Origin of the sequence: Micromonospora sp. NPDC048905, from assembly GCF_040649655.1 — a bacterium.
Taxonomy (GTDB): domain Bacteria; phylum Actinomycetota; class Actinomycetes; order Mycobacteriales; family Micromonosporaceae; genus Micromonospora.
In genome coordinates, this window is record NZ_JBEZFV010000003.1 from 371,791 (window position 1) to 396,097 (window position 24,307).

18 protein-coding genes are annotated in these 24,307 nt (G+C 71.7%); 8 read left to right on the forward strand and 10 right to left on the reverse strand.

Translation table 11 applies throughout. The annotated features are described in order from the left end of the window. The first annotated feature begins 279 nt into the window (after positions 1 to 279). From AB0C01_RS09970 to hemB, 5 genes are read left to right on the forward strand one after another with little or no spacing between them, the layout of a single operon-like run. The gene (locus tag AB0C01_RS09970) at positions 280 to 1,050 is read left to right on the forward strand and encodes a redox-sensing transcriptional repressor Rex (RefSeq protein WP_357253879.1); all 771 of its coding nucleotides are present in this window, start codon (positions 280 to 282) and stop codon (positions 1,048 to 1,050) included. Continuing rightward, complete coding sequence (locus AB0C01_RS09975) at positions 1,047 to 2,444, forward strand: glutamyl-tRNA reductase (protein WP_357570858.1); 1,398 nt, start codon at positions 1,047 to 1,049, stop codon at positions 2,442 to 2,444. Before AB0C01_RS09970 ends, AB0C01_RS09975 begins: the two co-directional genes overlap by 4 nt. Then, positions 2,441 to 3,409 carry a hydroxymethylbilane synthase gene (gene hemC, locus AB0C01_RS09980; protein ID WP_357570859.1) on the forward strand — a complete coding sequence of 323 codons (969 nt, stop codon included), beginning with the start codon at positions 2,441 to 2,443 and terminating at the stop codon, positions 3,407 to 3,409. Before AB0C01_RS09975 ends, hemC begins: the two co-directional genes overlap by 4 nt. After that, positions 3,406 to 4,986 (forward strand): uroporphyrinogen-III synthase, encoded by a 1,581-nt coding sequence (locus AB0C01_RS09985; protein WP_357253884.1) that lies wholly within the window; start codon positions 3,406 to 3,408, stop codon positions 4,984 to 4,986. Before hemC ends, AB0C01_RS09985 begins: the two co-directional genes overlap by 4 nt. Before the next feature lie 19 nt (positions 4,987 to 5,005). Then, positions 5,006 to 5,989: a porphobilinogen synthase gene (gene hemB, locus AB0C01_RS09990; protein ID WP_357253886.1), complete on the forward strand. Its 984-nt coding sequence runs from the start codon at positions 5,006 to 5,008 to the stop codon at positions 5,987 to 5,989. 111 nt (positions 5,990 to 6,100) lie between these two features. Here hemB and AB0C01_RS09995 read toward each other — a convergent pair whose 3' ends face one another. The 5 genes from AB0C01_RS09995 to AB0C01_RS10015 form a co-directional block, all read right to left on the reverse strand. Continuing rightward, entirely contained in the window at positions 6,101 to 7,042 is a 942-nt protein-coding gene (locus AB0C01_RS09995) for a CU044_5270 family protein (protein WP_357253888.1), read from the reverse strand. A 17-nt stretch (positions 7,043 to 7,059) separates the two neighbouring features. After that, positions 7,060 to 7,629, reverse strand: a complete 570-nt coding sequence (locus AB0C01_RS10000; RefSeq protein WP_357570860.1) for a sigma-70 family RNA polymerase sigma factor — start codon at positions 7,627 to 7,629, stop codon at positions 7,060 to 7,062. 185 nt (positions 7,630 to 7,814) lie between these two features. Next, positions 7,815 to 11,093, reverse strand: a complete 3,279-nt coding sequence (locus AB0C01_RS10005; protein ID WP_357570861.1) for a lamin tail domain-containing protein — start codon at positions 11,091 to 11,093, stop codon at positions 7,815 to 7,817. Between the two features lie 92 nt (positions 11,094 to 11,185). Next, positions 11,186 to 12,202 carry a GNAT family N-acetyltransferase gene (locus AB0C01_RS10010; protein ID WP_357570957.1) on the reverse strand — a complete coding sequence of 339 codons (1,017 nt, stop codon included), beginning with the start codon at positions 12,200 to 12,202 and terminating at the stop codon, positions 11,186 to 11,188. A 72-nt stretch (positions 12,203 to 12,274) separates the two neighbouring features. Continuing rightward, on the reverse strand, positions 12,275 to 13,921 hold the full coding sequence (locus AB0C01_RS10015) for a lytic murein transglycosylase (RefSeq protein ID WP_357570862.1): 1,647 nt from the start codon (positions 13,919 to 13,921) through the stop codon (positions 12,275 to 12,277). A gap of 53 nt (positions 13,922 to 13,974) precedes the next feature. On the opposite strand from AB0C01_RS10015, the gene AB0C01_RS10020 reads away from it, so the two are divergent. Together AB0C01_RS10020 and AB0C01_RS10025 are read left to right on the forward strand one after the other, a co-directional pair. Then, the gene (locus AB0C01_RS10020; protein WP_357253896.1) at positions 13,975 to 14,190 is read left to right on the forward strand and encodes a zinc ribbon domain-containing protein; all 216 of its coding nucleotides are present in this window, start codon (positions 13,975 to 13,977) and stop codon (positions 14,188 to 14,190) included. Positions 14,191 to 14,342: 152 nt separating this feature from the next. Continuing rightward, a complete protein-coding gene (locus AB0C01_RS10025; RefSeq protein ID WP_357253898.1) occupies positions 14,343 to 17,183 on the forward strand; it encodes an adenylate/guanylate cyclase domain-containing protein in 2,841 nt (946 codons plus the stop codon). A 145-nt stretch (positions 17,184 to 17,328) separates the two neighbouring features. On the opposite strand, the gene AB0C01_RS10030 is transcribed toward AB0C01_RS10025, so the two are convergent. Both AB0C01_RS10030 and AB0C01_RS10035 read right to left on the reverse strand, forming a co-directional pair. Beyond that, entirely contained in the window at positions 17,329 to 17,868 is a 540-nt protein-coding gene (locus AB0C01_RS10030; RefSeq protein WP_357570863.1) for a phospholipase, read from the reverse strand. 181 nt (positions 17,869 to 18,049) lie between these two features. Continuing rightward, complete coding sequence (locus tag AB0C01_RS10035) at positions 18,050 to 19,705, reverse strand: family 10 glycosylhydrolase (protein WP_357570864.1); 1,656 nt, start codon at positions 19,703 to 19,705, stop codon at positions 18,050 to 18,052. Positions 19,706 to 19,905: 200 nt separating this feature from the next. Between AB0C01_RS10035 and AB0C01_RS10040 the strand changes: the two genes are divergently transcribed. Further along, entirely contained in the window at positions 19,906 to 21,402 is a 1,497-nt protein-coding gene (locus AB0C01_RS10040) for an amino acid permease (RefSeq protein ID WP_357570865.1), read from the forward strand. A gap of 42 nt (positions 21,403 to 21,444) precedes the next feature. Here AB0C01_RS10040 and AB0C01_RS10045 read toward each other — a convergent pair whose 3' ends face one another. The 3 genes from AB0C01_RS10045 to AB0C01_RS10055 are packed head-to-tail and all read right to left on the reverse strand — an operon-like array spanning position 21,445 to position 24,303. Beyond that, positions 21,445 to 22,473: a glycoside hydrolase family 43 protein gene (locus tag AB0C01_RS10045; RefSeq protein WP_357570866.1), complete on the reverse strand. Its 1,029-nt coding sequence runs from the start codon at positions 22,471 to 22,473 to the stop codon at positions 21,445 to 21,447. Continuing rightward, entirely contained in the window at positions 22,470 to 23,327 is an 858-nt protein-coding gene (locus tag AB0C01_RS10050) for a carbohydrate ABC transporter permease (protein WP_357570867.1), read from the reverse strand. The genes AB0C01_RS10045 and AB0C01_RS10050 overlap by 4 nt, the downstream gene beginning before the upstream one ends. Before the next feature lie 10 nt (positions 23,328 to 23,337). Then, positions 23,338 to 24,303 (reverse strand): sugar ABC transporter permease, encoded by a 966-nt coding sequence (locus AB0C01_RS10055; protein WP_357253908.1) that lies wholly within the window; start codon positions 24,301 to 24,303, stop codon positions 23,338 to 23,340. Positions 24,304 to 24,307 lie beyond the last annotated feature (4 nt).

Sequence of the window (24,307 nt, forward strand, 5' to 3'; positions counted from 1 at the left end):
CCGGTGAGGCTCAGCGCGGGATTGGTCAGAGAAGTCGGTATTGAGCAATAATTGCCTGGGCGGCACGGACGAAAGTCGCTAAATCGATCTTGCGGAATGGAGCTGTTGGTGGAGTCGCGGCACGCAGCGACAAGATCGCGATTTGTGCACGTCTTCACAAGCGCCTACTCTGTGACTCCGACGCGCCCTGCTAGCACAGCCGGCAACCTCGGTCGCCAGCGGGAGTCCATAAGCGGCCGACCAGCGGAGTTGGCCGAGGATCGCACCGCACGGAGTCTCATGAGTCAGCACCGTCACCCAGGCGCGCCCGGCCGCGCCGGTGCCGTACCAGCGCTCCCGGATCTGCCCGAGGCCACCGTCGCTCGGCTCCCGGAATACCTGCGCGCGCTGCACAACCTCGCCGACACCGGGCACGAGACGGTCTCCAGCGAGGAGCTGTCCGCAGCCGCCGGCGTCAACTCCGCCAAGCTTCGCAAGGACCTCTCGCACCTCGGCTCGTACGGCACCCGGGGCGTCGGCTACGACGTCACGCTGCTGATCGAGCAGATCGAGAATGTGCTCGGGCTCACCCAACGCCGGGCGGTCGCCCTGGTCGGCGTGGGTAATCTCGGTCACGCTCTGGCCGGCTACGACGGCTTCGCCGGCCGGGGCTTCCGGATCGCCGCACTTCTCGACGCCGATCCCTCCCGGGTCGGCGAAGAGATCAATGGCCTGGTGGTCCGGCATGTCGACGATCTGGCGACGGTCGCCGCGGAGGAATCCCTCGCGATCGGCGTGATCGCCACCCCGGCCGCAGCCGCCCAGCAGGTCGCCGACCAGCTGGTCGCCGTCGGCGTGACGAGCATCCTCAACTTCGCGCCGTGCGTACTCTCGGTTCCGGAGGGGGTCGACGTGCGCAAGGTCGATCTCGCCATCGAGCTGCAGATTCTGTCCTTCCACGAGCACCGCAAGGCGTCGCTGACCGCGCTGCCCGCCACCGGCGGGTCCGCTCTCACGGCCCTGCCGGGCGGGTTCGCGGCCACCGACACCCAGGAGGCGATCGGCACGTGAAACTGCTCGTCGTCGGCGCGTCCTATCGGACCGCCCCGGTCGCCACGCTGGAACAACTGGCCGTGCCTCCCGCAGACCTCACCCGCACCCTGGACCGCCTGGTCGCCCAGCCCTACGTGGCCGAGGCGGTGATCGTCTCCACCTGCAACCGGGTGGAGGTCTACGCCGCCGTGTCCGGTTTCCACGGTGGGCTCGGCGACGTGTGCGCCGTCCTGGCGGAGCAGGCCGGCACCTCGCCGGCGGCACTCGCCAGCCACCTGTACGTGCACTACGACACCGCTGCCGTGGAGCACGTCTTCCGGGTCGCCACCGGTCTGGACTCGATGGTGGTCGGCGAGGCGCAGATCCTCGGCCAGCTGCGTGACGCGTACCACTGGGCCACCGGCGCCGACTCGGCCGGCCGCCTGCTGCACGAGCTGATGCAGCAGGCCCTGCGGGTCGGCAAGCGCGCCCACGCCGAGACCGGCATCGACCGTGCCGGCCAGAGCGTCGTCACCGCCGCGCTCGAGCTGGCCGCCGGGCACCTCGACGGCGACCTCGCCGGCCACCCGGCCCTGGTGGTCGGCGCCGGCGCGATGGGCTCACTCGGGGTGGCCACGCTGTCCCGGCGGGGCGCCGGTCCGCTCACCGTCAGCAACCGGGGCGCCGACCGGGCCGTCCGGCTCGCCGAGTCGTACGGGGCGAGTGCCGCGCCGATGACCGAGCTGGCCGACACCCTTTCCACAGTGGACATCGTAGTGGCCGCCACCGCTTCCACCGAACCGGTCCTCACCCGGGCGGTGGTCAGCGCGGCGCTCGCCGAACGGGACCCGGTCCGGGGCCCGCTGGTCCTGCTCGACCTTGCCGTCCCGCGTGACGTCGAGGACGGTGTCGCCGAGCTGTCCGGCGTCGAGGTGATCGACATCGACCGGATGGCGGCGCTGCTCGCCGACGGTCCGGCCGCCGCGGACGCCGCCGCCGTCGAACGGATCGTGCGGGGCGAGGTGGAGAGCTTCCTCACCTGGCTGCGCGGTGCCGACGTGGCGCCCACCGTGGCCGCGCTGCGCGGCCGAGCCGACGACGTGGTCACCGCCGAGCTGCGCCGGCTCGCCCAACGTCGCCCCGACCTCGGCGACGACCTGCGCGCCGAGGTCGCCCGTACCGTGCACCGGGTCGTGCAGCGGCTGCTGCACCAGCCCACCGTCAAGGTCCGCCAGTTGGCCGCGGAGCCCGGCGGCGACCAGTACGCGGCCCTGCTGCGCGAGCTGTTCGACCTCGAGGTGCCGCAGACCTCTCCGGTGGACACCGTCCCGGACGTGCTGACCCCCGACCTCGGTATGGCGCTGCCCGGTGTCGACCCGGTGTCCGGTGCCGACGCCCCCGAGCCCACCCCACCCACCGGAGGTGCGCGATGACCGCCCCCCTACGCCTCGGCACGCGCGGCAGCGCCCTCGCGATGGCCCAGTCCGGCCAGGTCGCCGAGGCGGTGACCGCCGCCACCGGTCGCCCGGTCGAGCTGGTCGAGGTGGTCACCGCGGGCGATCGTTCCAACGCACCGGTGCACCGGCTCGGCGTCGGGGTGTTCGTCTCCGCGCTGCGCGACGCCCTGACCGCCGGGACGATCGACTTCGCGGTGCACTCCTACAAGGATCTGCCCACGGCTATCGCCGCCGGGCTGCACATCGCGGCGGTGCCGGCCCGACTGGACCCGCGCGACGCGCTGATCGCCCGGGGCGGCCGGACGCTCGCCGAACTACCGCCCGGCGCCACCGTGGGCACCGGCGCGCTGCGCCGGATCGCCCAACTGCACGCGCTCGGCCTGCAACTCGAGGTCACCCCGATCCGCGGCAACATCGACACCCGCCTGGCGCGGGTGGTCGGTCCCGAGGCCGACCTCGACGCCGTCGTCCTGGCCCGGGCCGGGTTGGCCCGGATCGGTCGGGCCGACGAGATCACCGAGACGCTGGATCCGATGCTGATGCTGCCCGCCCCCGCCCAGGGAGCGTTGGCCGTGGAGTGCCGGGTCGACGACCAGAGCCTGGTCGAGTTGCTCGCGGTGCTCGACCACGCACCGTCGCGAGCCGCGGTCACCGCGGAACGCGCGTTTCTGGCAACCCTGGAGGCTGGGTGCAGCGCACCCGTCGCCGCCTACGCGGAACTCGCCGAGGGCGATACCGGCGATGAGATCTACCTGCGCGGGGCGGTGATCAGCCCGGACGGCACTCGTGACCTCCGGCTGTCCCGCACCGGAACGCCCGCCGACGCGACGGAGATCGGTAAGGCACTCGCCGCCGAACTCCTCGACCTCGGCGCCGACTCGATCCTCGGCCACGATGGACACACCGGCCCGGGGACCCAGCAATTTGGGAGCACAGAATGACCCGCACCCGTAAGCCCGTCGGCCGTATCGCGTTCGTCGGGGCTGGCCCCGGTGACCCTGGGCTGCTGACCCGTCGGGCCCACGACGCCCTGGTCGACGCTGACCAGGTGATCTACGACCGGGGAGTCCCGGAGTCGTTGCTCGCCGTCGTTCGCGCCGAGGCCAGGGACGATGCCGAGTTCACCCCCGCCGAAGGCGCGCCGGGGGACGTGGCGAAGGTGCTGATCTCCGCGGCCCGATCCGGGTTGAACGCGGTGCACCTGGTCGCCGGCGACCCGTTCGGCCACGACTCGGTGGTGAAGGAGGTGCAGGCGGTGGCCCGCACCGCCGCCCACTTCGAGGTGGTGCCCGGTGTCGGTCAGGCCGAGGGTGTGGCCACCTACGCGGGTGTTCCGCTGCCCGGTGTGCGTACCGCCGCCGACGTCGAGGACGTCAGCGCACTGGACTTCGAGGCGCTGGCCGCTGCCGTCGGCCGGGGTTCGCTCGCGCTGGCCGTGGACGCCGGTGACCTCGCCGCCGTCCGGGACGGGCTGCTCTCCGCCGGGGTCGACGGCACCACCGGCGTCGGGGTGACCGGCGACGGCACCGGCGAGACCCAGTACACGACCACGTCGACCGTGGACAGCTTCGTGGCTGCCGCGCTCGGCTTCACCGGCCGGGTGGTGCTCACCGTCGGTGTCGGGGTGGGTCAGCGCGACAAGCTGAGCTGGTGGGAGAACCGCCCGCTGTACGGCTGGAAGGTGCTCGTACCCCGGACCAAGGAGCAGGCCGGCGCGATGAGCGCGCGGCTGCGCGCGTACGGGGCGATCCCGTGTGAGGTGCCGACCATCGCGGTCGAGCCGCCGCGTACTCCGGCGCAGATGGAGCGGGCGGTCAAGGGCCTGGTCGACGGCCGGTACGCCTGGGTGATCTTCACGTCGGTGAACGCGGTTCGCGCGGTCTGGGAGAAGTTCGCCGAGCACGGGCTGGACGCCCGGCACTTCGGCGGCGTCAAGATCGCCTGCATCGGTGAGGCGACGGCCGACGCGGTGCGCGCGTTCGGTATCCAGCCGGAGCTGATCCCCGCCGGGGAGCAGTCCTCCGAGGGGCTGCTCGCCGAGTTCTCCCCGCACGACGAGATCCTCGACCCGGTGGGCCGGGTGCTGCTGCCGCGTGCCGACATCGCCACCGAGACGCTCGCCGCCGGGCTCACCGAGCGCGGCTGGGAGGTCGACGACGTGACCGCGTACCGGACGGTGCGGGCCGCGCCGCCGCCCGCCGAGATCCGGGACGCGATCAAGTCGGGCGGGTTCGACGCTGTCTTGTTCACGTCATCCTCCACCGTGCGGAACCTGGTCGGTATCGCCGGGAAGCCGCACGCGCGTACCGTGGTTGCGGTTATCGGGCCCAAGACGGCGGAGACCGCGACGGAGTTCGGCCTGCGGGTCGACGTCCAGCCGCCGCACGCCTCGGTGCCCGACCTGGTGGAGGCGCTTGCCGCCTACGCCGTCGAGCTGCGCGAGAAGCTGGCCGCCATGCCGGCCAAGCAGCGCCGCGGTTCGAAGGTGCAGGGCCCGACCGCTCTGCGCTTCCGGTAGTCGTTCGAGGAGGCCTGCCATGTCGTACCCCGAGATCCGGCCCCGCCGGCTGCGCCGCAACCCGGCGATCCGCCGGCTGGTGTCCGAGACCCGGGTCGACCCGGCCGAGCTGGTCGTGCCGATGTTCGTCAAGGAGGGGCTGAGCGAGCCCCGTGCCATCGGGTCGCTCCCGGGGGTGCTCCAGCACTCCCGGGACTCGCTGCGCAAGGCGGCGGCCGAGGCGGTCCAGGCCGGCGTCGGCGGGATCATGCTCTTCGGCGTGCCGGAACGGCGGGACCCGACCGGCTCCGGCGGCATCGACCCGAACGGCATCCTCAACGTCGCCATCCGCGACGTGGTGGCCGAGGTGGGCGACGCCGCGGTGGTGATGAGCGACCTGTGCCTGGACGAGTTCACCTCGCACGGGCACTGCGGGCTGCTCACCGCAGACGGTGAGGTCGACAACGACTCCACCCTGGCCGCGTACGCCGAGATGGCGGTGGCCCAGGCCGCCGCCGGGGTCGGCATGGTCGGGCCGTCCGGGATGATGGACGGCCAGGTCGGCGTGGTCCGCAAGGCGCTCGACGCCGCCGGGCACCAGGACGTGGCCGTGCTGGCATACGCCGTCAAGTACGCCTCGGCGTTCTACGGCCCGTTCCGCGAGGCGGTGGAGTCGGCGCTGGAGGGCGACCGGCGCACCTACCAGCAGGACCCGGCCAATCTGCGGGAGTCCCTGCGCGAGGTGGCGCTCGACGTCGCCGAGGGCGCCGACCTGGTGATGGTCAAGCCGGCGCTGCCCTACCTCGACGTGGTGGCGGCGGTACGGGCCGCGGTGGACGTCCCGGTAGCCGCCTACCAGGTCTCCGGCGAGTACGCGATGGTCGAGGCGGCCGCCGCGAACGGCTGGATCGACCGGGAGCGGGTGATGCTGGAGACGCTCACCTCGATCAAGCGGGCCGGCGCGCAGGTCATCCTCACCTACTGGGCTGTCGAGGCCGCCGGGCTGCTGCGCCAGCGCTACTGAGGCGGGCCGCCTACGGCGCGATCACGGGCTGCCCGCGGCGCGATCATGCGGAAATAGTGGCCTCCTCGGCAGGAGAGGCCACTATTTCCGATCATCGGCCCGTTCTGCCGATCAGGGCAGCTGTCCCAGCCGATCGACGACGGCCAGCCGGGTGACGGCGGTGCTCATGTACGGCGACTCCTTGCCATCCCGCACCGTGAGCCGGCGGGTGCCGAGGTAGACGTGGGTCTCCCGGTCGAAGATCAGGTCGACGTGGGCGGCGAACACGCCGGGAGTCCGCAGCGCCACGCCCCGTCGGCCGGCGGCGTCCCGCACCTCGCCGGGCAACACGCTCGCCCCCGGTACTCGGGCCATCGCCTGGAACAGCGCGCCGAGCGACTGCGGCGGCACGTAGCCCTCCAGCATCCACATCCCGTCGGTGAAGATCGTGGTCGGGTCGTTCTGGATGGCCTCCAGGTCCGCGCCGGCGGGTAGGTCCAGGGGGATCGGGTGATCCCGCAGGTGTTGCGCCATCTGCTCCGGCTCGGTGGGCAGGCCCTGGAAATAGCCGGGCGGCGGTGGCAGGTGCGAGACGTTGTCGGTTCGCCACTCGTCCGGGCGGCTCTCCAACCGCCGCCGCTGCTGCCAGGTCGGATCGTCGCCGACCGGCACCCAGCGTTGGAGCCGCTCATCGACGTACGGGCCGGCCGCTGGCTCCTCCCGGGCGGTCAGCCGCAGTTCGATGAAGAGGAACTGGCCGGGACGCGCCACCAGGTCGGGCTGCTGCCGGGCCGTGTCCGCGGCCTCGGTCAGGACCTCGGCCGCGCTCGCCGTCGGTGGGGCGTCGCCGACCGTCTGGGTCACCAGTCCGACGGCGGTGAGCAGGACGACAAGCCCACCGACCCCGGCCAGCCGCCAGCCCGGCCTACGCCACCGTGCGCCCCGTGTCGCACGGACGGTCGTCGGGGCTGCGTCGGCGGCCGGGGCGCTTTCGGTGGTTCGGGCGCCGAGGTGTTCCTTCAGTTCGGCGAGAAGCCGTGCCTCGAAGTTGCCCAGTTGCGGGGTTCTGCTCATGGTGACCTTCCCTCCGATCAGACGAGCGCGGATTCGGACTGTGCGAGAGCGAGGCGTACCGCCCGGCGGGCCCGATGCACCCGGACCCGCGCGGCGACCGGGGAGATCCCGAGCGCGGCGGCCGCGTCCGTCAGGGACAGGCCGTCGACGGCGACGAGTTCGAGCAGGGCGCGCGTGTGCTCCGGCAGACCGCCGAGAGCGCGATAGGTACGGCGCGCCAGCGATTCCGCGTCGATGCGCTCCTCGATCCGGGCGATGTCGTCGGCGTCCAACAGCCGTCGTCCCGCCAGGCGACCGCTGGCCCGCAGATGACGGGTAGCCCGGCGGTGTTCGGCCGCGATGACGTTGCGGGCCACGCCGAAGAGCCAGGCCAGCTCGTTTCCGCGCTCCGGCTGGAAACCGGCCGCGGAGTCGATCACCGCCAGGAACACCTCGGCCGTGAGGTCGGCGGCGGTGTGCGGGTCGTCGACGCGGCGGGCCACGAACCGCCCGATCGTCTCGACGTGTCGGCGGTAGAACCGCTCGAACGCCGCGGGGTCCGTACCGATGGCGGCTAGGTCGTCCCCGCCTGGGCTCGGGCTACTCACAGGCCGTCCTCTCGTTGGCCGTCCTTACACCCCTTCCTTGGTTCGGCGGCGATTCGGCGTTACATCCGCCAGCGCCGCGCTTTTTGCCAAAATCGTGCAGAAACACAGATGTAGTGGCCTCCTGGTCGGCGGAGGCCACTACATCTTGGATCGAGCGCGATCATTCGTGGGCGGGCGGAGACCCCTCAGTCGTCGTTGGTGATCGTGCCGACCGCGAGCGGGTCGGCCAGCCGCAGGCCGGGCACGCCGGCCACCAGCAGCGTCAGCTTCTCGTCCGACTCCCGCCTCCGGTCGCCGCGCACGGTCACCGGGAACGCCACCGCCGTCTGCCCGGCGGCCAACACCTTGCACCCGGCGTACGGGTCGAAGTCCGAACCCGACTGCGCGGTGAGGCCGACGGTGGTTGCACAGAGCAGCACCGGCTGGGACAACGGCCGGGACACGGTCGCGGTGAAGGTGAGCTGCCGGGTGCCCTGGTTGCCCTCGACCACCGTCGCGTCGGCGACGGTCAGCGAGGCGCGGGACCGGAACCGGGCCACCTGCGGGTCGTGGTCGCTGGAACCCCGTGACCCGTCGCCGCTGAACTCCGCCGGCCAGTCGGCGTTGATGTGCGCCGCCCGCACCTGCACCAGATCGCCGTAGAGCGCGTCGTTGACGAACAGGTGGTCGAGTGTCTGCGCGTGCCCCTCGAAGCTGTACGAGTACGCCGACGCCGGCACCTCCGCGACCAGGTTGTCCCACAGGTTGTGCAGACCCGCCTCGTACAGCGGCGCGAGCTGGTCCGACGGCGTGGGCTGCTCGCCGGTGGCGATGGGATCGTCCGGGCGGGGGAAGACGTTCAGGTCCCCGCCGTAGACCACCCGGGCGCTCTGGTCGGCCGCCTCGATCGCGGTGACGATCGCCGCGCCGTAGCGGGCCTGCTCCCGCCGCTGCCCCACCCGGCTGTCCGGGCCGGAGGAGTAGTGGTTGCTGAGCGCGTACAGGGTGAACCGCTCGGTCGAACCGGGCGACGCGGCCACGCTGAACCTGCCCAGCTGAGGGGCGCGGGTGAAGACGTTGGTGCCGTCCCGCCCGGTCGAGGTGTCCACATCCGCCGGCAGCACCGCGTTGAGGGCCTTCGGGTTCTGTACGTCCGCGTTGGCCGGCAGGCCGGCAGCGCGGTACTGGACGGACGGTGTCGAGCCCAGCAGTGGATCGTCGGCCGTCGCGGCCGTCAGCGACAACCGGTCGGTGCGGTACAGGAACGCCGCGGTGATCCCACGGGCGTCCGCGCCGGTCCGGTCATAGGCCGCGGCGTACGCCGGTCCGCCGGCCGCCGCCACCACGAGCGCCAACTCCTGGATGCTGTCCGGAGCGCCGTCCGCGTTGTTGGTGTCGCCGCAGCTCAGCGCCGCCCCGGAGACCGTGCAGATGTCCTGGTCCTCGGCCTCCTGCACCAGGATCAGATCCGGTGCGTGCAGGTCCTTGACGATCTGGTCGGCGAGCGCGGCCAGCTGTTCGCGGTACTCTGCCTCGCTGCCCGGCACGTAGTCGAACGGCGGGTCGACACCTGGACAGCCGGCGTTACCGGTGAAGTCGCAGCCGTCGAACGGGTCGTCGCGGTAGTCGTACAGGTTCTCCACGTTGTAGGTGGCGACGGCCACCTCCTGCGACCGGTCGGCCGGCTTGGGCGGGTTGTTCTTCGACGGGTCGGCCCCGGCGGCGAACTCCGCCCGCTCGACCTGGACGCCGTACTTCTCGAACGAGTAGTAGACCCCGCCCACCGCGTCCGCCCGCAGCGTGTCGAAGGTGTGCGCCGGCGGGAGCAGCGCGGCGCTGTCCCCGGCGGTGGCTTTCACGCCCATGCTGCCGAGCAGCGTCCGCTGACCGTTGCCGTCGTCGAAGCCGCGGGTCGGGTCGTTGTCCAGTGGGTGCGAGTCCCGGAAGACCCGCCGGGAGTACGGGTCGGCGCGGTCCAGCAACGGGTCGTCGCGGTCGACCACCCACAGCTCCGCGTCGGCCGTGGAGGAGAAGACGTCCCGGCCGCTCACCGCGCCGCTGCCCGCGCGAACCCGCATCCGGGAGCCCTCGTGCCGCTCCCAGAAGCGCTGCGCGTCGGTCAGCACGGCCGGCGGCACCGCGTCGGTCACCGCGACCGCCGTGTCCACGGCCAGCCCACCGCCGATCCGGCGGACCAGCGACGCGCCGGAGAGCTGGGTGAAGCTGTAGTACTCCGACACCCGGGCCCGCAGCACGACCTCGTCGCCGACCGTCGGCACGTAACCGCCGATCAGCGAGGTGAACGCGCCCATGAACACGAAGATGCCGTCGGAGCTGGTCGGGTCGCCGTCGGTGTCGCCGGTGCGGCTCTGCAGGAAGAAGCCGCGCTGCTCCGCGCCGGCCGACGTGCGGGCCAGAGTCAACTGGGTGATGACGCCGCGTACGTCGTACAGCGTGCTGCTCGTGCCGTTGCCGCTCGCCGGTGCGAGCGGCGACCGGTCGGCGGGGCCGGACTCGGTGTCGGTGGTCGGGCCCTGCACCTCACCGACGGTCAACTCCCGGGTCACCTGCACGGCCAGCGCGCAGCTCGCGGTGCCGCCGTCCGCGTCGGTCGCGGTGAGGGTGACGGTGTACGCCCCGGCGGCCAGGTCGGCGCTCGCGTCGATCGTGGCACGGGCGGTGCCGCCGACGCCCCCCGCGGGAGTGAGCGCCGTGCGGGTGATCGAGCCGGCGGACGGGGTCGGACTGACCGAGGTCACCACCAGGTCGACGATCGTGTCATCGGGATCGGTGGCGGTGACCTCCCGGCTCGCCGCCGTGCCCGCGCTGGTGACCAGCGGGCCGCCGCAGGTCAGCGTGGCCGGGACGTCGACCGGCCCGCCGCCGTCCACGGAGTGCGCGCCGACGCCGTCGAAGGTGTCCACCGGGAAGCCGGCCCACTGGGCCGCGGGGTCGAACGCGTCCGTCGGGTCGGTGTCGCCGCTGGTCACGGTCGGCAGCCGGCGCAGGGTGTCGTCCGCGGTGCTGGTGGCGCCCGCACCCCACTCGGTGCCCGGGTCGACGCCCACCTGCCCGATCGAGTCGAGCACGGTGACGCCCCGGAGCAGCACGACCGCGTCGTCACCGTTGAACAGACTGGCCCCGGTGGTCTGGTCGGCCTGGGCGAGGATGGCGGCCCCGGCCGACGCGCTGGCGAACACGAACACGTCACCGGCGGCCACGTTCCCGGTCAACGCGATCGTGGTGGCCGTGGTGGAGCCGTTGAAGTAGAGCTGGAGCCGGTAGCCGCCGGCGGCGAGGTCAACCGGGGCGCCGGTGCCGTTGAACAGCTCGATCGCCTTGTTGTTCGACGAACCCTCGACGTACTCCGAGATGAACAGATCGGTGGGCGCGGCGCTGGCCGCGGTGGGTGCGACGCCGAGCGCCGTGATGGTCACGGCGGCGGTGGCGGTCGCGAGCGCGGCGATTGAGCGGCGCGGGCGCATAGGGCCTCCACGATGGGTGGATGGGGTCAACGCACGTTAAGGTGCGCGGTGGTCCACCGTCCATCCCCCAGTGGACAGTTGCGTGAATTCCCTCAGCGTGGCGGATCGAGCCGGTGCACCAGCTCGGCGACGTCGACGCTGTATTCGCACCAGTCGCGGTCCGGTTGGTAGCCCAGCTCGGCGTTGACCTTCAGCATCGCCTCGTTGGCCTGCGCGTTCCAGGTCTGCACCTCGATCAGCTCCGGCTCGGCGGAGCGCAGCTCCAACAGCATCCGGGCCTTGATCGCCCGGTCGATGCCGTAGCCCCGGTGGTCCTGCGCGACGATGGTGTCGTACTGGTCGGCGCGGGTGGGGTGCTGCGCGGGCACCACCACCTCGGTCAGGCCGGCCACCTCGCCGCTCTGCTCGTGTCGGGCGAGCACGATGTACGGTTTCATGCCCCGCCGGTGCAGGGTGTCGAGGCTGTCGCGCAGCCGCTCCGGCTCGTAGGAGCTGGGGCGCAGCTCACCGTCGTCGACGTCGCGCACCTCGGCCTTCGCCCGCGCGTACGCCTCGATCAGGTCGTCCGGTGGCCCACCGGGGAAGAACTCCAGGTGGTAGCCCGCCGCGATGCCGGTGGCCATCTGCGTCAGCTCGGCCCAGTCGACCGCGGTGAGGTCGAGCACGCTGCGCGTCTCCACGTACTCCCGGGTGAAGCCGAGCGACTCGTAGAACCCGACCGCGGGCGTGTCGCCGACCACCTCGACCCCGATCGACCGGAAGCCCTCCTGGTAGACCCGGCGGGCAGCACGCAACACCAGGTCACGACCGAGACCGCTGCGCCGCACCGACGGGTGCACCAGCACCTCGAGCACGCCGATGTCACCGAGGAGCAGCACGTGCACCTGGCCGAGCACCGCGCCCGGAGCACCGGGGTCGGTCGCCTCGGCCTGGGCGATCCAGGAGATCCGCCGCTCGCCGGGCATCACCTCGGCGAGGTATTCGCGCAATGAGGTCTCCCGCCACGGCGGATCCTGCGGCAGGTCGGCCGCCAGCACCGCGTTCAGCGTGACCAGCAGCGACGCGATCTCGGCGGACGACGCGGTCCTCGGGTCCCACTCGCGCACCATCACCCGTCTAGCTTGCCGCTAACAGAGGCCGGGGGGAAGTGTCCAGTTCTCCAACGTATCGAGACGATCACGTCACGGGCGGCTGGCCCGTCCGTACCGGTTGGCGGTGTCGTAGACGTCCTGGGCGTACCGCCGTACATCGTTGTAGGACAGGATCGCGTTCCACCAGTCGCCCGGGATGCTCAGGTTCCGACCACCCTTGCAGAGGTAGTTACCCGCCGCCAGGGCCGCGTCGTCCAGGTCGTGCGGGTCCTTGATCCCGTCATTGTCGGCGTCCGCGCCGATCTCCTGCCAGGTGGTCGGGATGAACTGCATCGGCCCGATCGCCCGGTCGAGGGTCAGGTCCCCGTCGAGCACCCCACGGTCGGTGTCGATGATCCGCATCCGGCCGCCGTTGCCGTCCAACGGCAGTCCGATGATCTTCGGTAGCGCCTTGCCGTCCTGCCCCAACCGCGCGCCGTTGGCCAACCCGTGCCCCGATTCGACCTGCCCGATCGCGGCCAGCGTGGTCCAGCTCAGCGCGCAACTGCGGTTCGTCTGCGCGAGCATCAGCTCGGCGTAGCCGTACGCCTGCATGGCGACGGCCGGGATATTCACCTTGGCACCGACCTGTTGAGCCCAGCCAGCCAGGGCGTCCGACGGCCGGCCGCCGATGCCGGGTCCGCTGGTCGGCAGTCCACCGCTCGGCAGTCCGCCGGTGGGCAGTCCGCCGGTGGGCAGTCCGCCGGTGGGCAGTCCGCCGGTCGGCAGTCCGCCGGTGGGCAGTCCACCGCTCGGTAGTCCACCGCTGGGTAGTCCGCCACCCGGTAGGCCGCCTTCGGGCACCGGGCCGGTGGGCAGGCGGGCAGGCACCCCCGGCGGGACGGTGGGCGTGCCGGAGGCGTCGGCCGCGACCGGGCGGGGTGCGCGGATCGTGGCCGGCACGAGCAGGGCGCCCGCCGCCGCGGTCGCGGCCACCAGCGCCAGCAGGAAGAGGCCGGGCAGGGTGAGCCGGCCACTCGGTCGACGAGCCCAGGCCCGGGTCGCACGGACGGCCGAGGCTGCCACCCGGCGCGGCGGCAGCCGTACCGCGTGCGCGAACGGCACCCGCCGTCGCCGGGAGGCGCCGGACGCCGGCACGGCGGGAATTTCGTCCACACTGGTCTTCGCCAGATCCGCGGTGACCTTGGTGACGGGCTTCGTCTCGTCAGCGGACACACCGGGCTTCGTGTCGTCGGCCGGCGCACCGGCCTTCGTGTCGTCTGTCGACTTGTCGGCACTCGGCCCGGTGGCGGACTGCGGCGCGCCCGGAGCAGTGGCGCTGCCGGTCGCCTTCGCGTCTCCGGTCGCCTGGTCTCCGACCTTCGGGCCGCCGGTCTTCGGGTCTTCGGTCTTCGGGTTGTCGGTCTTCGGGTTATCGGTCCTGGGGGCCGCTGCCCGCGTGTCAGCGCTGTCGTCGGCGACCGGATCGGGCTCGACCCGGTCTTTCGCGCCGACGCCGGCCGCGCCTGGCCCGGACCTGGGGGCGTCGGTCGGGCTGGCCGAGGGGGCGTCGGTCGGTCCGGAGGTGGTGGCAGGTGTGGGCGGCGTACTCGCGGTCCGGCCGCTCAGCCAGGGCCGGCGGGGGCGGGGCACCGCGCGAACCGGGTCGGGCGCGGCCCCCGAGCCTTCGAGTGGCCCGTCCAGCGGCGCGGCCGGTCGTAATGGTTGCACACGCGTGTCGTCCTCGCCGTCCACCACCCGTCGAGTATCACCCATCCTCCGCCGGACGTCAGTTCCCGTACCCTGGGCGCATGCCCCGGTACGAGTTCCGTTGCCGCGCCTGCGGCGACACTTTCGAGGTCAACCGTCCGATGGCGGCTGCCGCTGACCCGGCCGTCTGCCCGCAGGGACACACCGACACGGTGAAGCTGCTCTCCGCGGTCGCGGTCACCGGTCGGGGTGGGGCCGTCGGTGGCGCCCCGGCGTCCTCCGGTGGTGGGTGCTGCGGAGGCGCCTGCGGCTGCTGATCGGACCAATTCCCCGCCACCTGGTGGGCTGTTCTTGCCGTGACCGGGTCCGAGTGGCACTTTGAGGCGGCATCTGCCCGACCGTTCTCACGATGCGTTACCGCTCGGACTCAGGCAGCATGAACCCGACGTCACGGGCGGAGGTTCCACGCATGTCGCCACGGATCCAGCTCCCGAGCGGTTGGGTGACCTTCGTGTTCACCGATATCGAGGGCTCGACCCGGCTGGCCCAGTTGCTCGGCCCCGACTACCGCCCGGTGCTCGCCGAGCACCGACGGCTGTTGCGCCGGACGCTGGCCAGCACGGGCGGCGCGGAGTTGTTGACCGAGGGCGACTCGTTCTTCCTGGCCTTCGAGGACGCGGCAGCGGCGCTGACCGCCTGCCTGACCGCCCAGCGGGCGCTGTCCAACCACGACTGGCCGACCGCCGAAGCCGCACCCCGGGTGCGGATGGGCCTGCACACCGGTTACGCCGAGCCGCGCGACGGCGACTACGCCAGCCCCGAGGTGCACCGGGCCGCCCGGGTGGCCGCCGCGGCGCACGGCGGGCAGGTGCTCTGTTCGGCGCCCACCGCCCGTCGGGCCGAGCCGTTGCCGCCCGGTGCGACCCTGCTCGACCTCGGCCTGCACCGGCTGCGCGGTTTCGACGACCGGGAGCGGCTCTTCCAACTGGTCGCGCCGGGCCTGGAGCGGCAGTTCCCGCGTCCCCGCACCGCCGACGCGGTGGCGCACAATCTGCCGACCCAGGTGACGTCGTTCGTCGGTCGGCAGGCCGAGCGCGTCGAGTTGGGCCTGCTGGTGAAGCAGCACCGCCTGATCACGGTGCTCGGCGCGGGCGGGGCGGGCAAGACCCGGCTCGCGGTGGAGTTGGCCAGCGGGGTCGTCGAGTCGTACCCGGACGGGGTGTGGTTCGTCGACATCGCCGCGGTGACCGACCCGGGGTTGGTGGCATTCGCGATCGCCGCGGTGCTCGGCCTGCGACCCGAACCGGGCCGGCCGATGCTGGACACCCTTGTCGAGTACGCGGCCGGCCGCCGCATGCTTGTCGTCCTGGACACCTGTGACACCCAGCCGGCCGCCTGCGCGGAGGTGATCGCGCGGTTGTTGTCCGGCGGTGGTGGCGTACGGGTGCTGGCGACCAGCCGGGAGTCGTTCAGCCTGCCGGGTGAGGTGGTGTGGCGGATCCCGCCGCTCTCGGTCGACCCGCGCGCGGACGGTGCGGAGAGCGATGCGGTGGCGCTCCTGCTGGACCGTACGGCGGCGGCGCGAGGCGGCCGGCGGCCGGACCCGGCCGAGTCGGCCGATCTCCGCAGGGTGGTGCAGCGGTTGGACGGGTTACCGCTCGCCATCGAGCTGGCCGCCGCCCGGCTGCGGGTGCTCTCGGTGGGCCAGCTCGCGGAACGCCTCGACGATGTTCTCGGCACTCTGGACGCCGGTCGGGAGGACCCGGATCCGCCACCGGTGGAGCGCGGCTGGTCCGGCAACCAGCAGGACACGGTGGACCTGGTGGCCGCGGCGTCCGGGGCGTCGCCACCCACCGCGGCGAGCAGGGCGGTGCAGCGGTCGGCCACGGAACGGCACCTGACGATGCAGGCCACCGTCACCTGGTCGTACCGGACGCTCGGGCCTCGGGCCGCCCGCCTGCTGCGGTGGCTGTCGGTCTTCGCCGGGCCGGTGGACCTGGCGACGGTGGAGTGGCTGCTGGGCGACGACCCGCTGGATCCACTGTCGGTGCTGGTGGACAAGTCGATGGTGTTGGCCGAGCCGCGGGCCACCGGTAGCACCTACCGGATGCTCGACCCGATCCGGGCGTACGCGGCGCGGCGGCTGGCCGAGGCGGGTGAGGAGCGGGCCGCCCGGAATAGGCATGTCGCCTGGTCGGCCCATGCGGTGGACCGGGCACACCTGGGTCAGGACGGCCGCCCGGTGACGCTGTCGCTGTACGCCCTCGACCCGTTGGCCGGGGAGGTACGCGCAGCGTTGCGGTGGTGCGCCACGGGCGGTAGTGCCCGTGCCGGTCTCGGTCTGGCCGGTGGGCTGGACCAGTGGTGGCTTGAGCGGGGCCTGGCCCGGGAGGGGCGGCTGTGGCTGTTCCGGTTGTACGGGCGGATCGCCGAGACGGGTGAGCGGATCCCGGAGGCGGAGCTGGCGGCGGTTTACCACATGCATTCGTTGCACGCCGGCGCGGACGGTGAGTTCGCCGAGGAGTTGCGCTACTCCCAGCGGGCGGAGGCGGCCGCCCGGCAGGCCGGTGATGCCGGGTTGTTGGCCCGGGTGCTCGCCGGCCGGGCCGCGCCGTTGGTGGACATGGGGCAGTTCGTCGAGGCCGAGCGGGTGTGCCGGGAGGTCATCGACTGGGCGCACGGGCAGGACGTGGTCGGCGAGGCGCTGTTGGCGGTGTTCAGCCTGGCTGAGCTGCTCTGGCGGCGGGGCGCCCTGGGGGAGGCGGCGGATCTGCTGGGGGCGGTGCGTCCGGTGGAGGCGGCCCGCCCGGTGGAGCGGGGCCGGCGGTCGGTGGACATGCTGCTCGGGATGGTCGCGTTGGCCCGGGGCGATGTGATCGCCGCGCACGAGCACCTGCTGGTGGCACTGCGTTCGCGGATGGGCCACGGCTACCACGGTCGGGCGTGTGACACGTTGAACGCGGTCGCGGTGCGCTGCGTGATCGGCGGGGACCGGTTGACCGCGGCTCGCCTGTTCGGGGCGGCGCAGGCCACCCGGGCGAGCATGCGCGCGACCCCGGGCATCTACGGCGGCTACTGGGCCGAACAGCAGGCCGAACTGCGCGCGCAACTGGGTGACGCGGTGTTCGACGACGCGTACGGCGAGGGTGCCGAGTTGGGGCTGGACGAGGCCGCCGCGCTGGCACTGGACGTGGAACACCCGGACCTGGCGGCCGACTCGACCCGCTTCAGCACCGGCCTGTCCCAGCCCACCCCCCGCCGCCCCGCCGACCCCGACCGCCACCCAGCAACCCGCACCGAACGCGCCTAACCCCAGCCCTGCCCCCACCCCCCCTCAGCCTTGTTGATCAAGAGATTTGCGTCAGGAAACAGGCTCCTGGTGACCGAAACCTCTTGATCAACGCCGCCGAGGGGGTGGGGGTGGGGGTGGGGGGTGGGGGGTGGGGGGTGGGGGGTTAGGCGCGGGCGGCGGCTGCTTCGGCTTCGGCCTTTATTTGGGCGGCGCGGTCGATGTCGGCCTGCTGGACGGCTGCTACCGAGCCGAAGGTCTTGACCGCCTGGTAGTAGGTCCAGGCCAGGCTGTAGCAGGCCGGTCGGACGACCGTGTTGTACGTGGTGCAGACGCGCTTCAGGTCCTCGTAGAAGGCGCTGTCCAGTCGGGACTTGTTGGCGGGGAACTGGCTGACCGCCTTGTAGTTGCGGTAGCCGAAGTCGTGCCGGTAGCAGCTGAGGCTGAAGGTGAACCCGAGCGGGTTGTCCGGGCTGGACGAGCAGTAGTCGGTGGACCAGGTGAAGTTGTACTCGGCCCAGGGTGCCCGGTTGACCCGGGCGCTGTTCCAGGAGTTGTAGCTGGAGGCGCTGGTCTGCGTCCAACTGGACAGCACGGACAGCTTCTGGGCGGGGGTGACGGCGGCGGCGGCGGGGGAGGCGATGGCGAGGGTGGCGAGCAGCGCGAGCGCGCCCGAGGCGAACAGGGTGGCAAGACGTCGGGGCACTTGTTACCTCCGCGGGGGTGGGCGGGTGGGGCGGGAAGTTACCGGCGGGTCACCGGATGTCGACAAGTTTCGATCAGCTGATCAACTGCTCGGTATGTGCCTCGCCAACAATTGGTGACATGGGTTCAAACAGACGAATGCCCCGGCCGCTCGGGGCGACCGGGGCATTCCGGGGAACGGGTCAGCGCCTGACGAACGCCGGCGGGCTGGTCGGGCTTTCGTTGGCCGACCGGTCCAACGCGGTCAGCTGGTAGGTGTAGCGCTCACCGGGCACGGCCGAGGTGTCCACCCAGGACTGCGTGCCACCGGGTGTGGCGCGGACGGTGTTGACCAGGTGCGCGGCGTCCGCCGTGCCGCACCGACCGGGCAGGGCGGTGCCGTCGAACCGGTAGATCGCGTACGAGGTGGCGGTGCCGAGTGGCCGGACACCGTCGGCGGGCTGACGCCAGGTCAGCCGTACCCCGTCGGCCTGTCGGGTCGCCTTGGTGACCACCGGGAAGAGCAGCGGCCTGGCCGGCAGGTGCGGCATGGCCGGCACCAGCGCGGGCCGGGAGTAGTGCTCGGCGGCGTAGATGTCGGTGGCGCCGAGCCGGTTGGCCCGCACCTGGACGGCCGAGAAGTGCACGTTGCCCTGCACCTCCGGGTACGACCGGTTGAGCGTCAGGTGGTCGGACAGCTCACGCGGGTTCTGCCAGTACGGTCCGTACGCGGGGTCGCCGCTCTTGTAGTCGGCCTGGCCGATGTAGAGCTGCACGCGGGTGCCGCGCACCGTCTCGGCCCACCACGGGACGAGTCGCGCGTAGTCGGCGGCCGGGTACTGGCCGATGTACCAGTAGAGCTGCGGGACCACGTAGTCGATCCACTCCTGCTTGATCCAGGTGCGGGTGTCGGCGGAGATGATGTCGTACGACTGGCTGCCGGTGGTGTCCGAGCCGAGCGGGTCAGCGGCCTTGTTGCGCCAGATGCCGAACGGGCTGACGCCGAACTTCACCCACGGCTTCGCCGCCTTGATCTTGCCGTTCATCTCCTGGACCAGCAGGTTGATGTTGTCCCGCCGCCAGTCCGCCCGGTCCGTGAAGCCCCGGTTGTGCGCGGCGAAGGTGGCGTCGTCGGGCACCTGGTAGGTGCCGCTGGGATAGGGGTAGAAGTAGTCGTCGAAGTGGACGCCGTCGATGTCGTACCGCTGGACCGCGTCCATCATCGCGGTCTGCACGAACTCGCGTACCTCCGGAATGCCGGGGTTGTAGTAGAGCCGGCTGCCGGCCACGCCGGCCGGCGGGTAGGCGAAGGTCCAGTCCGGGTGCTGCCGCGCCGGGTGGCCGGGAGCGAGTTGGGTGAGGTCGGCGCCGGCGCCGCCGGGGGCCGGCATGGAGACGCGGTACGGGTTGAACCAGGCGTGAAACTCCAGGTTGCGCTTGTGCGACTCGTCGACGAGGAAGGCCAGCGGGTCCCAGCCCGGGTCCTGCCCACGGGTCCCGGTCAGGTACTCCGACCACGGCTCGTACGGCGAGGGCCAGAGCGCGTCGGCGGTGGGCCGGACCTGCACCACGACGGCGTTGTGGTGCAGCCGCTGGGCGAGGTCGAGCAGTTCCCGATATTCGGCCTGCTGGGTGGCGACCCGGTCCGGGCTGGTCTGGGACGCCTTGCTGGGCCAGTCGATGTTGACGACCGACGAGATCCACATGGCCCGGAACTGGCGCTTCGGCGTGGCCGGGTCGGTGACGCAGGTGGTGGTGGGAGTGGCGGCATCGGTCGCGGCGCTCGCGGGGGTGGCGGTGACGGTCGTCCCGAGCAGGGCTGCGACCAGCCCGGCGACTCCGAGTCGGGTGGCTCTCATGCGGTGTGTCCCTTCGTTGGGGCTCCCGGATGGTTCGCGGCGCGCGGCAAGATTCGCCGTGGATGTCCGCGTTGCTGGTAGAAAATTTTCACAATTTGGCAAGCGCCGCAAGGGTTCGTGGTTGACCAATCGCGCCGCTGGGTAGCAACGGCGGTCACCGGCCGCCACGGAGGTGGTCGCACGGTGGGAGGGGTGACCGCGTGTCCGTGCTGCGCACCAAACCAATCAAGGACGTGATAGCCCAAGGGGAGGCCGACGGCAGTGACGGCACGCTCGGCCTGAAGAGACGGCTCGGCGCGCTCGACCTCACCGGCTTCGGCATCGGCATCGTGATCGGCACCGGCATCTTCACCCTCACCGGCATCGAAGCCCGGGACAGCGCCGGACCGGGCGTGGTGATCTCCTTCGCCATCGCCGGCGTGGTCGCCCTGCTCGCCGCCCTCTGCTACGCCGAGTTGGCCTCCAGCGTGCCGACCGCGGGCAGCGCCTACACCTACGCGTACGCCACGATGGGCGAGATCGTCGCCTGGATCATCGGCTGGGACCTGCTGCTGGAGTTCGCGCTCGGCGCGGCCGTGGTGGCCCGAGGTTGGTCCGGCTACCTCGCGGAACTGCTCGACCTGCCGACCCGATGGTTCGGCGAGGAGGGCAGCACGGTGAACGTCGGCGCCATCGCCATCGTGCTGATCCTCGGCATCGTGGCGATCGTCGGCATCCGGGAGTCGTCCCGGATCACCAACCTGCTGGTGCTGGTCAAGGTGGCGATCTGCGTGTTCGTGGTGGTGGCCGGTCTGTTCTTCGTCAAGGCCGCGAACCTCAGCCCGTTCATCCCACCGGCCGAGCCCGCCGGGAGCGGCGACGACGGCATCAAGCAACCGGTGACGCAGGCGCTCTTCGGGCTGGAACCGTCCGTCTTCGGCTTCGTCGGGGTGCTCAGCGCCGCCGCCGTGGTGTTCTTCGCGTACACCGGCTTCGAGGCCGTCGCCAACCTGGGCGAGGAGACGAAGAAGCCCAAGCGGGACCTCACCCTGGGTCTGCTCGGCACGCTGCTGATCTCCACCGTGCTCTACATCGGCGTCTCGCTGGTGGTGGTCGGGATGGTGCCGTACACCGAGATCGACCGGGGCGCCCCGATCGCCTCGGCGTTCGAGTCGGTCGGCGCGGGCTGGGCGGCCGTGCTGGTCTCCATCGCCGCGGTCGCCGGCCTGACCAGCGTCATCCTCGTCGACCTGGTCGCGATGGGCCGGATCGGCTTCGCGATCGCGCGGGACGGGCTGATCCCGCCGTCGATCGCGAAGGTGCACCCGCGGTGGGGCACCCCGTACCGGATCTCCGCGATCATGACGGTGGCGGTCGCGCTGCTGGCCGGTTTCCTGCCGCTCTCCGCGTTGGCCGACCTGGTCAGCATCGGCGCGCTCTGCGCGTTCGTGCTGGTGTCGATCGCGGTGCCGATCCTGCGTCGCAAGCGCCCGGACCTGGAGCGGCCGTTCCGGGTGCCGTTCTCCCCGGTGCTGCCGATCGTCTCCGCGCTGGCCTGCTTCTACCTGATGCTCAACCTGTCGGTGGAGACCTGGCTTCGGTTCCTGGCCTGGATGCTGCTCGGCGCGCTGATCTACTTCGGTTACGGCTACCGCCGCAACCGGCTGGCCCAGCACGAACCGGCGGTCGCCCCGGCGCCGCGCGAGCCGAGCGCCTGACCGAGGTGCGGAGGGGCCGGGCGGCCCCTCCGCACGATCAGCTCAGGGACGGGGTTGCGGCGTGGCGGTCGGACCCTTGACCACCGGCTTGCCGTCGACCCAGGTCACCTCGTCGAGCCAGACCTGCCGACCGGGGTCGGTGCTGCCCTCCTGGCCGGGCGGCCAGGCGTGGTAGAGCAGCCAGGTCCGGCCGTCCTTGACGACCATCGAGGCGTGACCTGGGCCCGAGGCGGCCTCGGCGCTCTTCAGGATCGGGTTCTCGGCGGCCTTCACACAGGGGCCGGTCGGGCTCTCGCAGACCGCGTAGCCCTCCGCGTACTCGGCCCGGTCGTAGGCGTTGGCGGCGAAGAAGAGCAGCAGCCGACCGTCCTGGCGGTGGAAGAACGGCCCCTCGATCAGGGTGCCCTCCCACGCCTCGGTCTGCTTCAGCAGCTTCGTCGGTTCGCCGACGAGGGTCAGACCGTCGTCGGCGAGGCGCTGTGACCAGAGCCAGGTGTCCACCCCGATCGCGTTGCCGTCGTTCTTCCACAGCAACCACAGGCTGCCGTCGGTGTCCCGGAACGGGCTGGCGTCGATCGCCCCGCCCAGGTCGGCCTGGCAGATCAGCGGGCCGGCCGCGTCGTCCGAGTACGGCCCCTGCGGCGCGCTGGCCACCGCCCGTCCGACGCACTGCCGGCCCGACTCCCGGCCGGCCACGGTGTAGTAGAGCGCGAACCGGTCCGGCGCCAACTGGATGACCTCCGGCGCCCAGGTCTTGCCGGCGTCCGCCCAGTCCGGCAGCGTCGGCAGCGCGTCCCCGGCCTCGATCCAGTCGACCAGGTCCGTCGAGGTGAGCACCGGGACGTTGCGGCCGCCGGAGTTGGTGTGGAACAGGTACCAGGTGTCGCCCACCTGGATCGCCTGCGGATCCGGGGCGTCGGTCTTCACGACCGGGTTGGTGAACATGCTGGGCTCGCTCCCGCTGCTCGTGGTGGGGGTGGGCTCGGTGTCGTCGGCGCAGCCCGAAACGAGCAGCGCGGCGGCGAGAACGATCGCCGCCGCGCCACGTCGCCGGGCGGTCGTGCGCGTCATCCCTTCAGACCGCTGCGGGAGACGCCCTGAATGATGTGCCGCTGAGCGAGCACGAAGAGGATCAGCACTGGCACGCTGGCCAGCACCGCACCGGCCATGATCACCGGGTAGTCGGTGACGTACGAGCCCTGGAGCAGGCCCAGGCCCGGCGGCAGGGTGAGCTTCTCCGGGCTGAACAGCACGAAGATCGGCCAGAGGAAGTCGTTCCAGTTGGTGAGGAACGACAGCACGGCCAGGGTGGCCAGGGCCGGCTTGGACAGCGGCAGCACCACCTTGTAGAAGATCTGCCACTGGTTGGCGCCGTCCAGCGTGGCGGCCTCCTCCAGCTCGTTCGGCAGGGAGAGGAAGAACTGCCGCAGGAAGAAGACCCCGAACGCGCTGGCCGCGCCGGGCACGACCACCACGGCGAGGGTGTCGATCCAGTTGAGCTGGTCGACGATCAGGAAGTTCGGAATGATCAACGAGGTCGGCGGGATGAACAGCGTCCCGACGATCAGGGCGAAGGTCACCCCACGCCCCCGGAACTTCAGCCGGGCCAGGGAGTACGCGGCCATCGAGGCGGTCACCAACACCAGCAGCGAGTGCAGCGTGGCGGCCACCATGCTGTTGAGGAACCACCGCAGCACCGGGTTCGCCGAGTTGTTGAGGATCTGCTCGTAGCCGTAACCCGCGAGCGGATTCGGCAGCCAACTCGGCGGGATCTCCTGGGCGGCCGTGTAGGTCTTCAGCGAGGTGATGACCATCCACACCAGCGGAACCAGGAAGACCAGGGTCAGCGCGACCAGGATGGCGTAGAGCCCGACCCGGCGCGGCCCCGATCCGGAGCCGTTGGAGGTCGGCGTGGGCGTCGTCATGGCGATCCCCTCAGTCTTCCTTGTAGCGGAAGAGGCGGAAGTTGGCGATGCTCACGACCGCCAGCAGCAGGGCGAACACGATGCTCATCGCGGCGGCGCGGCCGGCGTTGTTGTTGCGCAGGCCCTCCTCGACGATGAACCACACCACCGTGCGGGTCTCCGTGCCGGGCGTCCCCTGGGTGATCAGGAACGACTGGCCGAACATGTTCGCCGACGCGAGCACGGTCGTCGTGATCACGAAGAGCAGCACCGGACGCAACCCGGGCAGGGTGACGTTACGGAACCGCTGCCACGCGCTGGCCCCGTCCATCCGGGCCGCCTCGTACAACTCCGGCGAGATGTCCTGCAACCCGGCCAGGTAGATCACCGCGTTGAAGCCGGAGGTCCACCACACGGTCACGCCGACCAGCGAGATCCACGCCCATGGCATGTTCGTCACCCAGGGCGTGTCCGACGGCAACCCGACCACGCCGAGGAGCCGGTTGACCAGGCCCAGGTTGGCGTCGAGCAGGAACCGCCAGAGCAGGCCGATCACCGCGACACCCAGCACGTACGGCGCGAAGTAGACCGCCCGGAAGAAAGTCCGGCCCGGGAAGGAGCGGTTGAGCAGCAGGGCCAACCCCAGCGGTACGACCACCAGCAGCGGCACCGACAGCACCGTGAAGATCGCGGTGGCGCGGATGCTCTGCCACCAGTCGCCGTACACGGCGGAGTCGCTGGAGAAGAGCTGCTTGTAGTTGTCCAACCCGACGAACGGCCGGTTGGGCAGCTGGAAGTCCCACTGGTGCACGCTCAGCCAGAGGCCGAGGATGATCGGCAACAGGCCGAAGACCCCGAACAGGACCAGGTAGGGGGCAAGGAACAGGTATGGCGTCGCCCGTCTGGTCCGACCCGCCGAAGCGGTCCGGCGGGCTTCGTTGGCCGCCGGGGGCGGCGCGTCACCGCGCGCCGCCCCGACCTCGATCACGTCCGCCACTGGT

What these genes read in the sequence shown, in the direction of transcription:
- AB0C01_RS09970 (WP_357253879.1), top strand. Translation starts at nt 280, where the DNA reads ATGAGTCAGCACCGTCACCCAGGCGCGCCCGGCCGCGCCGGTGCCGTA.
- hemC (WP_357570859.1), top strand. Translation starts at nt 2,441, where the DNA reads ATGACCGCCCCCCTACGCCTCGGCACGCGCGGCAGCGCCCTCGCGATG.
- AB0C01_RS09985 (WP_357253884.1), top strand. Translation starts at nt 3,406, where the DNA reads ATGACCCGCACCCGTAAGCCCGTCGGCCGTATCGCGTTCGTCGGGGCT.
- hemB (WP_357253886.1), top strand. Translation starts at nt 5,006, where the DNA reads ATGTCGTACCCCGAGATCCGGCCCCGCCGGCTGCGCCGCAACCCGGCG.
- AB0C01_RS09995 (WP_357253888.1), bottom strand. Translation starts at nt 7,042, where the DNA reads ATGAGCAGAACCCCGCAACTGGGCAACTTCGAGGCACGGCTTCTCGCC.
- AB0C01_RS10005 (WP_357570861.1), bottom strand. Translation starts at nt 11,093, where the DNA reads ATGCGCCCGCGCCGCTCAATCGCCGCGCTCGCGACCGCCACCGCCGCC.
- AB0C01_RS10010 (WP_357570957.1), bottom strand. Translation starts at nt 12,202, where the DNA reads ATGGTGCGCGAGTGGGACCCGAGGACCGCGTCGTCCGCCGAGATCGCG.
- AB0C01_RS10020 (WP_357253896.1), top strand. Translation starts at nt 13,975, where the DNA reads ATGCCCCGGTACGAGTTCCGTTGCCGCGCCTGCGGCGACACTTTCGAG.
- AB0C01_RS10025 (WP_357253898.1), top strand. Translation starts at nt 14,343, where the DNA reads ATGTCGCCACGGATCCAGCTCCCGAGCGGTTGGGTGACCTTCGTGTTC.
- AB0C01_RS10035 (WP_357570864.1), bottom strand. Translation starts at nt 19,705, where the DNA reads ATGAGAGCCACCCGACTCGGAGTCGCCGGGCTGGTCGCAGCCCTGCTC.
- AB0C01_RS10045 (WP_357570866.1), bottom strand. Translation starts at nt 22,473, where the DNA reads ATGACGCGCACGACCGCCCGGCGACGTGGCGCGGCGGCGATCGTTCTC.
- AB0C01_RS10050 (WP_357570867.1), bottom strand. Translation starts at nt 23,327, where the DNA reads ATGACGACGCCCACGCCGACCTCCAACGGCTCCGGATCGGGGCCGCGC.